2 protein-coding genes are annotated in these 13008 nt (G+C 41.6%); both read left to right on the plus strand.

The window, feature by feature from the left end:
• The first annotated feature begins 161 nt into the window (after nucleotides 1–161).
• Complete coding sequence (locus tag AAFF35_RS12865; RefSeq protein WP_342332917.1) at nucleotides 162–11312, plus strand: amino acid adenylation domain-containing protein; 11151 nt, start codon at nucleotides 162–164, stop codon at nucleotides 11310–11312.
• Between the two features lie 47 nt (nucleotides 11313–11359).
• Nucleotides 11360–12973, plus strand: a complete 1614-nt coding sequence (locus tag AAFF35_RS12870) for an MBL fold metallo-hydrolase (protein ID WP_342332918.1) — start codon at nucleotides 11360–11362, stop codon at nucleotides 12971–12973.
• Nucleotides 12974–13008: the final 35 nt, after the last annotated feature.

Consider the following 13008-nt stretch of genomic DNA (forward strand, 5'->3'; position numbering starts at 1 on the left):
ACTGTAGTTATCAGGTTTTTATTATTTATTCGACTGAATTTCAGAACAAAATCAATTTCTATTATTGGTTTTATTAGAAACGAACAGGTTCCTGTATCGTTGACCATAGTTCATTAAGTTTTTTATCTATTCATTTAGCAATAAAGTATAATATTATCAGTATGATCGAAGACTTCATTGATCAATTAATACAGCTGGATATAAACATAGAGTTGTTTAATCAGAATAAATTACGGATTCGTGAGGGATCAATTAAGATCTCCAGCGATATTTTGAAAGAAATTGAATCTAAGAAAAAAGAGATTGTGATTTATTTGAAAAAAAACAAATCAATCCGACTTTTTTCTCCTATTCCATTGGTTGATCAATCTTCGGAATATGTATTGTCGTCATCTCAACGTCGTTTGTGGATATTGAGTCAGTTTAGTGATGGCAATGTCGCTTATAATATGCCTGGTGTTTACGTGTTTGAAGGTGCGCTGGATATGGCGGGTCTTTCTCATGCTTTTTCTGCGCTGATTGAGCGTCATGAGATTTTGCGTACCGTTTTTCGGGACAATGAATCGGGTGATGTCTGCCAGGTCATTTTAAGTACGGAGGAACTTGGTTTTAGTATTGCTGAAACAGATCTGCAGGAAGTAGCAGGTCAGCAGGAGCAGGTTCAGGAGTTGATTGCAAAAGATTTTCGCGGGACATTTGATCTTGCCCTGGGGCCATTGCTTCGTGCCGGTGTTTACCGTTTAGAAGCTGACCGCTGGGTTTTCACCTATGTGATGCACCATATCATCAGCGATGGCTGGTCAATGGAGATTTTAATTAAGGAATTACTGGCCTATTATAATGCCTATGTTCATGGATCTGAACTTGTACTTTCTGCCTTGCGTATTCAATATAAAGATTATTCCGCCTGGCAGCAGAAGGAACTTAATGAGGGAGTGTTAAGCCGGCACCGGAGTTATTGGCTGCAGCAATTATCAGGTACCGTTCCTGTACTGAACCTGGCCACAGACCGGCCTCGTCCGCTGGTCAAGACTTATAACGGCGGACAAGTGCATGTTGCTTTGGATGAGCTGGCTGTGTCGGGTTTACGTGTACTGGTACAATCAGCCGGGGCTACAGATTTTATGGGAGTACTTGCAGCGGTGAATGCCCTGCTTTACCGTTACAGTGGTCAGGATGATCTGATTGTGGGGAGTCCTATCGCCGGCCGTAACCACTCTGATCTGGAAGACCAGATTGGTTTTTATGTGAACACGCTTGCTTTACGCAGCCGCATTGGAGAGGGGGAGAGTTACCGGTCACTGCTGGAGCAGACCCGGGAGATTACCCTGGGGGCTTATGAGCATCAGGTATATCCTTTTGATGAGCTGGTGAATGATCTTCGTTTGCCGGTTGACCGAAGCCGCAATCCGTTATTTGATGTGATGGTGGAGTTACAACATGTCGAAAGTTCCCAGGAAACTGAGTCTGAGGTAAATAAAATCCAGATAAATAGTTATACACATGTCGTAAGTAAATTTGATCTGCGTTTTGTGTTTTACGCAGGAACATCTGGGCTCAGTTTATTAATAGAATATAACAGTGACTTGTATGACCGGGATACGATCACGCGCATGGGCAGCCATCTGAGCTTGCTGTTGTCTGAAATGGTGGATTCCCCGGAAGCACCGATTTCAACGCTGAGCTATCTTTCCGCTGCTGAGCGTGAGCAGTTATTGTCTGATTTTAATGCTACGGATGCACCTTATCCTGCTGATCAGACGTTGGTCTCCCTGTTTAAGGAACAGGTTTTACTTCGTCCTTCTGCCATAGCAGTTGTTTATCAGGAAAAAGCGCTGAGTTATGCAGAAGTTGATGCTGCTTCAAACCGTTTGGCACATTACCTGCTATCGGCACATGTTATCGGTAAGGATACACTGATCGGAATCAGACTGGAGCGTTCGGAGTGGATGATCCTTGTGATCCTGGGTATTCTGAAATCGGGTGGGGCTTATGTTCCAATCGATCCTGAATATCCACAGGACCGGGTTGATTATATTGTTGGCGACAGTGGCTGTGTTTTGGTGATCGATTCAGAATGGTTGTCTGAGTTCCTGCTGGAGGGGGCTTCCTTTAGCGAGGATGAAGTAATTGTTGAGCGGAAGGCTTCTGACCTGGCTTATGTGATTTATACCTCGGGTTCTACCGGGCTTCCCAAAGGGGTGATGGTAGAACATGGAGGGGTCATCAACCGGATTGACTGGATGTGGCGTTATTATGGGTTTAGTTCTTCACTGGTTGTTCTTCAGAAGACGAGTTATACGTTTGATGTTTCAGTAGGAGAGATCTTTATGCCTTTGTGCTGGGGTGCAAAGATGATTCTTTGTAGTGGAGGTGATGTGGCGGTGCCGGAACGGATTCTCCGCCTGATCACTGAGCATGGGGTTAGCTATGTTCATTTTGTGGCAGGCATGCTGAATAGTTTTATGTCCTGGGCATTTGAACAGGAAGATGTGGCGCTTCGTTTAAGCAGCCTGACTGCCCTGGTGACCAGTGGAGAGGCACTTAGCCTGGATACTGTACAGAAGTGGTACCGTAAGTTGTCTGTTCCCATATACAATTTATATGGTCCTACCGAGGCCTCTATTGAAGTAACCCATTATGAACCCCTGGCCGCTGATCAGCTGGTGCCTATCGGGAAGCCGATTTCAAATATACAGATTTACATTGTTGAGCGTCATGGAGATTTGAGTCCTGTGGGTGTTGCCGGTGAGATTTGTATCGCCGGGGTTGGCGTTGCGCGGGGTTATCTGAACCGTCCTGAGTTGAGTGCAGAGAAGTTTGTACCGAATCCTTACCAGCGTGCGGAAGAAAAGCTGCAGGGGCTGAATGAACGGATGTACCTGACCGGAGATCAGGGAAGGTGGCTTAGTGATGGAAACATTGAATTTCTGGGCCGCAAGGATGACCAGGTCAAGATCCGTGGTTACCGTATTGAGCCCGGAGAGATTGAGAACGCTTTGCAGGGGTATCCGGGGATGGTTTCTGCTGTAGTGGTTGCCCGTAAGGGGACTTCAGCAGAGCAGGAGCTGATCGCCTATGTGGTGAGTGGTTCAGTGCTGGTAATTCAGGAACTGCGTGCCTACCTGGGCAGTAAACTTCCTTCCTATATGGTCCCTTCCCATTATGTACAGCTGGACTCATTGCCGCTGAATGCCAGCGGGAAGACCGACCGCAAGGCATTGCCTGACCCTGAGGGCTTAGGTATGGCCAGTGGAGTGGCATATGTTGCCCCGCGTACAGAGCCTGAAGAAAAACTGGCTGCGATCTGGAGTGAACTGCTTGAGGTGCCTCAGGAACGTATTGGTATTGATGATGATTTCCTGAATCTTGGCGGTCACAGTCTGAAGATGATCCGTTTGAGCAGCCAGATTTATAAAATATTTGGGGTAAAGACGGGGCTTCAGGAGCTTTTTAGTAAGACAACACTTTGCGCACAGGCAGCGCTGATTACAGCTGGAAAAAAAGAAGCTTTTTCAGATATTCCGTTGGTAGACCTGTCTTCGGATTATGTATTGTCCTCCTCTCAGCGTCGTTTGTGGATCCTGAGCCAGTTTGGCGATGGTAATATGGCTTATAATATACCCGGAGTTCATCTGTTTGAAGGTACTTTAGACCTGGGCGGTCTTTCCCATGCTTTTACTGCGCTGATTGAGCGCCATGAGATTTTACGTACCGTTTTTCGCAATAATGAATCCGGTGATATCCGTCAGGTTGTTTTAAGTGCTTCTGAATCTGGGTTTAAGATTTCGGAACACGACCTTACAGAAGCATCTGATCAGCAGGACCGTGTTCATGAGCTGATAGCAAAAGATTTCCGTGAAACATTTAATCTTGCCCTTGGACCACTGCTTCGTGCCGGTGTTTACCGTTTGGGCGCAGATCGCTGGGTTTTCACTTATGTGATGCACCACATCATCAGCGACGGCTGGTCGATGGAGATCCTGATTAAAGAGTTGTTGGCCTATTATAATGCGTATGTCAGCGGGTCAGCACTTGAGCTTTCCGGGTTGCGCATTCAGTATAAAGATTATGCTGCATGGCAGCAGAATGAGCTTAATGGCGCTTCACTGAGCAGACACCGGAGTTACTGGCAGCAGCAGTTATCGGGAACACTTCCGGTACTGGAACTGGCTACAGACCGTCCCCGTCCCGCGGTGAAGACGTATAACGGCGGACAGGTTCAGGTGACTTTTGATCAGTCTGTTCTTTTGGGTTTACAAAGCCTGATGCAATCAGAAGGGACGACACTTTTTATGGGGGTGCTTGCAGGTGTTAATGCATTGCTTTATCGCTATAGTGGTCAGGATGATCTGATTGTGGGTAGTCCTATTGCCGGCCGTAACCACTCAGACCTGGAAGACCAGATTGGTTTTTATATAAATACACTGGTACTTCGCAGCCGCATAGGCGAAGGGGAGAGTTACCGTTCGCTGCTGGAGCAAACGCGTGAAGTTACCCTTGGAGCTTATGAACATCAGGTGTACCCTTTTGATGAACTGGTGAGTGACCTTCGTTTAGCTACAGACCAGAGCCGCAATCCGTTATTTGATGTGCTGGTTGAGTTGCAACACGTTTCGGATTCCGGAGAATCAGGGAACAGGTTGGGTGATGTTCAGGTTAGTGGCTACAATAGCGGTGGTATGGATGTGATGAGTAAGTTTGACCTGCGTTTTATCTTCCAGTCGGGACAAGGAGAAGAATTACATTTAAATATAGAATATAACCGTGATTTGTATGATCGTGAGACGGTTATACGTATGGGTGGGCATTTGAACGCGTTGTTGTCAGAGATGATCATTTCTCCTGATGCAGCATTCTCAGGTTTGGATTATCTGAGTATTGCCGAGCGTGAACAGTTACTGTATGGATTCAATGCGACCGATGTTTCCTATCCGGCTGGGCAGACCGTGGTTTCTATGTTCCGGGAGCAAGTTTTACTTGATCCCGCTGCTATAGCGGTTGTTTACCGGGACCGGGAATTGAGTTATGCTGAAGTTGATGCTGCATCCGACCGTCTGGCACACCACCTGGTTTCCAGCCATGGTATCGGGGCTGATGTGCTGGTTGGTTTGCTGGTGGAGCGTTCGGATTGGATGATCATAGGGCTTCTTGGAATCCTGAAATCAGGCGGGGCTTATGTTCCGATTGATCCTGCTTATCCCAAAGAACGCATCCGTTATATGGTGGAAGATGCAGGCATCGGATTACTGCTGACCCAGACCGATTACATGTTTGAGCTGGATTATTACCAGGGGGCTCTTTTTGCGGTGGATGTCCAGTTGTCAGGGTTGGATGAGGTATCCGGTGAGCTTCTTCCATGCCGGGCTTCAGATCTGGCTTATGTGATTTATACCTCCGGATCTACAGGTCAGCCAAAAGGGGTGATGATTGAGCATGGCAGTTTAATGAATTATCTTAACTGGTGTTCCGGATATTATTTTGATGATGGGCTATCGGGTCATTTTGGACTTTACACCTCCCTGTCGTTTGACCTGACTGTAACGAGTATTTTTTGTGGATTGCTGAGTGGCAGAGGGCTTTTTGTTTATGACCAGGATCAGGAGCTGGGTTCGATCCTGAGTGACAGTTTCAGCAGCTCCCGGGGGATTGACAGCATCAAGCTGACCCCTTCTCATATTGAGGTGCTGAAACATTCAGGACTGGTTTCGGGGAATATCAGCTGTGCAATTGTAGGGGGAGAGGAGGTTAGTGTTGCTCATGTTGATGTTTTGAAGGGCATTAATTCAGATATGCGGATTTATAATGAGTACGGTCCCACAGAATCTACAGTGGGTTGTATTGTAAGAGAACTGCAAAATGATGGTTCCCGCATTTTGATTGGGAAGCCGGTTTCCAATACACGTATCTATATTACCGACCGTGATGGCGGGTTGACTGCAGTGGGTGTTGCCGGAGAGATTTGTATCAGCGGGGCTGGTCTGGCACGTGGTTACCTGAACCGTGCGGAGTTGAGTGCAGAGAAGTTTGTCCCGAATCCTTACCAGCTTGCAGAAGAAAAGCTGCAGGGAATTAATGAACGGATGTACCTGACCGGAGATCAGGGGCGGTGGCTGAGTGATGGGAATATTGAATTTCTGGGGCGTAAGGATGACCAGGTCAAGATCCGTGGTTACCGGATTGAGCTTGGGGAGATTGAGGGGGTGCTACAGGGTTACCCTGATATGGTCTCTGTCGTTGTGATTGCACGCAAAGGTGTTTCGGGAGTCCGGGAACTGACCGCTTATGTAGTGAGTGGTTCAGTGCTGGTGATTCAGGAACTGCGTGCCTACCTGGGCAGTAGACTTCCTTCCTATATGGTTCCTTCCCATTATGTGCAGCTGGATTCATTGCCGCTGAATGCCAATGGAAAGACAGACCGTAAAGCTTTACCCGATCCTGAGGGCATGGGTATGGCAAGCGGGGTAGTCTATGTTGCTCCGCGTACAGAGATGGAAGAAAAGCTGGCTGCGATCTGGAGTGAAGTTTTAAATATCCCCAAAGAACGTATCGGTATCCATGACAGTTTCTTTGATCTGGGTGGGGATTCGATTAAAGTATTGAGGATGTTATTTGAAGTGAAAAGTCAATTAGATTTATATGTTGAGGTCGCTATAGTATATAATCATGACACCATATCAAAAATTGTATCTTATAATCACGATCACGCAACGTTAATTAAGCAAAAAAATAATGATGATCGGGATGCCGAATCCTATATTATAGAGGAACTGGGCCACCTTAAGGAGGAATTTGTACATCTCGGAAGTAACACCGAAAATGTTGAGGACATCTATCCAATGAGTGATATTGAAATAGGTATGGTCTTTGAATCGCAAATAAACGAAGGACTTGGGGTATACCATGACCAAAAAGTATTTTTTAGATCATTCATCGATTTTAATATTATACAGTTTGAGAATGCACTGCAATTGATGGTAGAAAAGCATCCGATTTTAAGAACATGTTTTAATCTGGATGAACTCAGTAAGCCAGTTCAAATTGTTTTTAAACAAATTCCAGTAGATGTTTACTATAAAGATATTAGTGCAAACACGCGGGAAGAACAGGAAATAAAGATCCAATTTTTCTTAAAGTCCAGTTTAGACACACATTTCGATGTTACCAATGCTCCACTATGGAATATGAGTGCGTTTAACCTGGGTAATAACAATGTTTTATTTGTTTTACAAACACATCATGCTATATTGGATGGGTGGAGCGAAATGTCTTTTGTAACAGAATTGAACAATATTTATGTAGAACTGGGAAAGGATGCTCATTACAAGCCAGATAAACTGGAATCGAGTTACAGAGATTCCGTTATCAAAAATGAAATAGACAATAGAGATCCTGTAATCAGAGATTTCTGGAAGAAGGAATTGTTAGGGTTTAACAGATTAAATCTGTTTACAGAACAGGAAAAGTTCGACAACTGGTTTAATGTTCTAGATAAAAATAGCTTTAACCAACTTGAAGAAGCCGCCAAAAAGCTAAATACGAGTGTTAAAGTAATTAGCTTATCTGCTTTTACCTATTTACTAAGAGCATTAAGTAATGATAATGAAATCACAACTGGTCTTGTAACCAATAACAGGCCTGCTCTGGAAGATGGAGATAAAATCTTAGGATGTTTCTTAAATACGGTACCACTATGTCTTTCTATTGAAGAATCTCAGACCAGCGGTGCTTATTTACAGAAAGTTGCAAGTAAATTAAATGAATTAAAAAATTATGAGAGGCTAAGCATTCTACAGATTGCTAATTTACATGATCAACAACTTACCTCACCTAATCCATTTTTCGACACGCTATTTAATTATGTAGATTTTCATATCCTTGACTCCCTTGATGAGCAGCTATCAGATAAAAAGACCGAAAATCTGGAACTACCAAAAGTAAGTAGCTTTATTCGCGGGAATACATTTTTTGATCTGGACGTTAATAAAACAGGTGGATCTCTTCTATTATCGTTTACGTTACGTAAAAAGACGGTTTTTGGTTATTCAGCACAGGAAATAGGCGCTTTGTATCTGAAGATATTAAATTACCTGGTCGAATTTCCTAAAGCTACTTTACAGGATATTTCTTATCTCTCAGATCGGGAAAATGAACAATTGTTGAAAGAATTCAATGCTACAGAAGCAGCGTATCCAACAGATACCACATTGGTCGATCTTTTTGAGGAACAAGTATTACGGACCCCAGACGCAATAGCGGTAGTATTCGAAGAAAAAGCACTTAATTATTCAGCGCTTAATGAAATCTCTAACCGTCTTGCACATTATCTTCGTTCTACCCATGGTATAGTTCGGGAAGAACTTATTGGAATTATGCTGGACCGTTCTGAGCAAATGATCATTGCTATTCTTGGAATACTTAAATCAGGAGCCGCTTATGTACCTATTGATCCGGAATATCCTAAAGAACGGATAGATTATATGATTCGGGATAGTAAATGCCGGGTGGTTATTGATGAACAATACATGAAGGAATTTAACTTGATAAGTTCTTCATATGGTAAAGATAATCTTGCTACAGAGAAAACTCCGGAAGATCTGGCTTATGTGATTTATACCTCAGGATCTACCGGCCAACCTAAAGGTGTAATGGTTGAACACGGGGGATTGCTGAATTATGTTTATTGGTCGCTGGGACATTATTTTAATGAAACATCTTCAGGTAATTTCGGGCTTTATACTTCATTGTCATTCGATTTGACTGTAACGAGCATCTTTTGTGCTTTGTTACGCGGTAAACGGCTTTTTATTTATAATCAAAACGAGGAACTGGCCGAAATTCTAACGGATAGTTTTCAGAGGGAAAGCCATGTTGATAGTATTAAACTAACGCCATCACATATACAGTTATTGAAGCATTCTGGTATAACATCGTCATCCATCAATTGTGCGATTGTTGGGGGAGAACAGGTGACATCAGAACACGTAAGGATATTGAAAAATATCAACCCTGGTATGCGCATATATAATGAGTATGGGCCTACCGAATCTACCGTAGGTTGTATTATCAAAGAACTTCAAACAGATGAACCGGTATTGATTGGTAAACCAATATTTAATACCAGAATTTATATTTGTGATTCCAAAGGACGGTTAAGTCCTTTTGGTATTCCAGGTGAGATTTGCATCGCTGGAGCAGGTCTTGCCAGAGGGTATTTGAACCGACGGGAGCTCACTGCTGAGAAATTTGTTCCCAATCCTTACCAGACTGAAGCAGAAATACTACAGGGAACCAATGAAAGGATGTACCTGACCGGAGATCAGGGACGCTGGCTTGCAGATGGTAATATTGAATTTCTGGGTCGCAAAGACGACCAGGTCAAGATCCGTGGACATCGCATTGAGCTTGGGGAGATTGAAAGGACAATTCTGGATTATCCTGAGGTGGATTCGGTGGTTGTCATTGCCCGAATAGATATTTCTGAAGATAATGAACTTGTGGCTTATGTGGTAGGTAAAGTACCACTCTTGTCGGAGGATATCAGATCCTATCTGGAAAATTTACTGCCGTCATATATGCTACCAGGATATTATGTCCAGTTGGAATCTCTTCCGTTGACTACCAATGGTAAGATAAACAGAGAGGCATTACCTAAACCTGATGATTTAGGGATGGACCATGGAATTCTGTATGTTGCTCCGGTTAGTCCTGTAGAGCATAAACTAACAGAAATCTGGAGTGAAATCCTGAGGATTCCTAAGGAACGTATTGGTATTTATGATAATTTTCTGGCACTTGGAGGTAATTCTTTAAAGGCGATGAGAGCGGTTAAATTAATACGGGATAGCTTTAAATTATCCTTGCCATTAAAGGTCTTTTTTGCTAAGAATATTATTCATGATATTGCCATTTACATCCACAAAACAGCGCCGGAAAACATAGCTCATATTTCCAGTGATCTGGACGATTCAAATGAGTTGTTTGATATTTCATTTAATCAGTTAATGTATTTTTCAAACTGGCTTAAACTGGAGAATCACACAGTCGTATCTACCTATAAATTCAGTTCGATTAATTTGGATACATTAAAATTAGCTATTCTGAAATTAGTAGAGCGGCATGAGGTATTACGGACTGAATTTGTAATGTCAGATGGTAAAATTTATCAAAAGATAATTCCTCTTGATGCGCTAAATTTTAATATCATTTCCTACGATGGAAAAAAGTCATTAAAAGACTTAAATCATATCGTCGATAAAAGACTTTCTGAAACATTCGATCTGTTCTCCAGTCCGCTATTTTACATTGAAATATGCAGAATGAAAAATGGCGAATATTACCTGATACTTACGTTGCACCATATTCTTTGTGATGCATATTCTGCAGGAATCGTAAGAAAAGAACTACCCATACTTTACGATGCGATGGAAGGAAGAGCCGATTTATTGAAAGAATTAAAATATCAGTATAAGAATTTTGCACATTGGCAAAATCAGTTTGTGAAAACAATAGAGGGCGAGCATCACAAATCATACTGGATAAATAAGTTAAAAGGCTTTGATGAAAAAGTTAAATTCCCATATTCAGAAAACAGAAAGAAAAACAGCTATTTAAGTCATTCAATTGAAACAATTGAAGGCCAGTTTTTTGAGGATATTAAAAACTATACTCAAAAACAGAACCTGACTTATGCTTCATTGCTTTTAGGTACTTTGGTTCTGATGATCAATAAATTGTCTGGTCAGGATGATCTTACAATTTTAACTCAATCGTCTGGAAGAAATTCAAGATTTTATAATGAGCTGGATGTGACCGGGCTATACGGTAATTTTACCAATTTGTTAATGGTAAGAAATAAAGTTAGTAGTGATATTTCGATAAATGAGTTTTTTCAAAATGTGTTAAATGGGTATCTTGATGATTTAAGTCATGATGCTTATCCTATGGATAAACTGCTTAAGGAACTACCAGCTAAAAATACCACATCTTTCCTGGAATCGACAGTCGTATTTAACTATCATAACTATGATTATTTGAATGAGATTGTTTATTCAAAGGTAGATAAGCATATCAAAAAGATGTCTTCACTTGATCATGAAATCAGTAATGCGCTGGTAATGCCTGTAACTGAAATGACGAATAGTTTGCGCTTACATTTTGTTTTTAACAGGAAGTATTTTAAACAAAGCCAGGTCAAAGGAATTAAAACACTTTATATGTCCATTTTAAATCAGGTCATACTTAATCCGGACCTGCTGATTGATGACATTCCATATGTTGAAGCGTCTAGAGAGGTAAATATAGTTCTCTGATGATTGAGGAGAAAGTAGTTTGTAATATTAAAATCTAAATTATGAGTATGAAAAACTGGTATTTAAAACCGAATGTAATTATTGAGCCATTAATTGAAAGATGGTATGCCTGGTCGCATCTAGTTTCACCTGCTACTGCAGCGATGAATATTGTTGGAAGGCATTTAAAAATCATGAATTCTTATATACAATCACCTCAGATTCATGCAGCAGCCGTCCTTAATCCAAAAATGCTTGGCGGGCCATTTATGGATTACAAAAAATCGCGTGTTGAAGATATTAAAGCATTGAAGGAAAGAACGCTGCAGAATCAGTCGAATTCTATTGCGTTGCATCAGGCTATCATCGAGCTTGATAACATGCTGAAAGCAAATGCAAAAGGATATTCCCTCGAAAATTTATATGATCAGGTTCCGGAATTATTAAAAGGTTATGTGGAGTTGGTTTATGATCTAAATAATAATCCATCGTTCAGACTATTTGAATCATTACTTTATTCCAGCGAATATTACAATAAGGCTTCTCAGAGCATTGCTTTGTGGGTTACTGAAAACGACGAACGTCCGTTTTGCCTAAGTACGGCCAGATTAGATGAACCTGGTGTTTTACATTTAAATTTACCGCTCGACCACGAAGGGATCGATGCGTTAAGCAAAATGAAAAGAAACCCTTGTTCAATTGATGAAATTGCAAAGACGCTGTCTATTGCAGAACAGGATATGGATTTGTTTAAGACCTTCTTTACAGAAGAAAAGCATCCTACCTATGAGAAATATGAAGGACCAAATGTACGTATGCGTTATTTTGGACATGCTTGTATACTCATTGAAACCAAAGATATATGCATTTTGGTTGACCCTTTAATTAGCTACTACGGATATGAATCAACTGTTAATCATTTCTCAGATATTGATCTGCCTGATGTTATTGATTATGTACTGATTACGCACAATCATCAGGATCATATTCTTTTTGAAACACTGTTGCCATTAAGGCACAAAATCAAAAAAATTATAGTTCCGAGAACAACCTCAGGATCACTGCAGGATCCGAATTTAAAACTGGTATTTAACCATGCCGGATTTAAAAATGTAATCGAAATTGATGAAATGGAGGAATTGAGTTTTGAAAACTGTGTGATCACTGGTATTCCATTTACCGGCGAACATAGTGATCTGAATATCCAGGCAAAAACATGTTTTCATTTAAGTTTCAGTCAGTTCACATTCCTTTTTGTAGCTGATTCCAGGGTAGTTGAATCAAGGTTGTATAAACATATTCACAAGAAAATGGGTGATGTTGATGTGATATTCCTTGGAATGGAATGTGACGGAGCACCATTATCATGGTTATATGGCCCGTTGTTGTCAGAAGAATTAGCCAGGGACAAAGACCAGTCAAGGCGACTTTCAGGATCTAATTTTGAAAAAGGCTTTCACCTGGTGGATATATTCAATCCGAAAGAGGTTTATGTATATGCAATGGGACAAGAGCCGTGGCTTGAATTTATAAGCACCGTAAAATATACTGATGAATCCAATCCAATTGTTCAGTCAAACCTGCTGGTGGAAAAATGTACCGAGCGTGGCATCATTGCAGAACGGTTATTTGGCGAAAAAGAGATTCTGTATGTTAATGCACCTAAAATGCAGTCAGTCTGACCTCATCATTAAATTCATCTGATAGGGCTTGATCT

It is taken from the genome of Pedobacter sp. FW305-3-2-15-E-R2A2 (assembly GCF_038446955.1).
GTDB lineage: Bacteria > Bacteroidota > Bacteroidia > Sphingobacteriales > Sphingobacteriaceae > Pedobacter.

What these genes read in the sequence shown, in the direction of transcription:
- AAFF35_RS12865 (WP_342332917.1), top strand. Translation starts at nt 162, where the DNA reads ATGATCGAAGACTTCATTGATCAATTAATACAGCTGGATATAAACATA.
- AAFF35_RS12870 (WP_342332918.1), top strand. Translation starts at nt 11,360, where the DNA reads ATGAAAAACTGGTATTTAAAACCGAATGTAATTATTGAGCCATTAATT.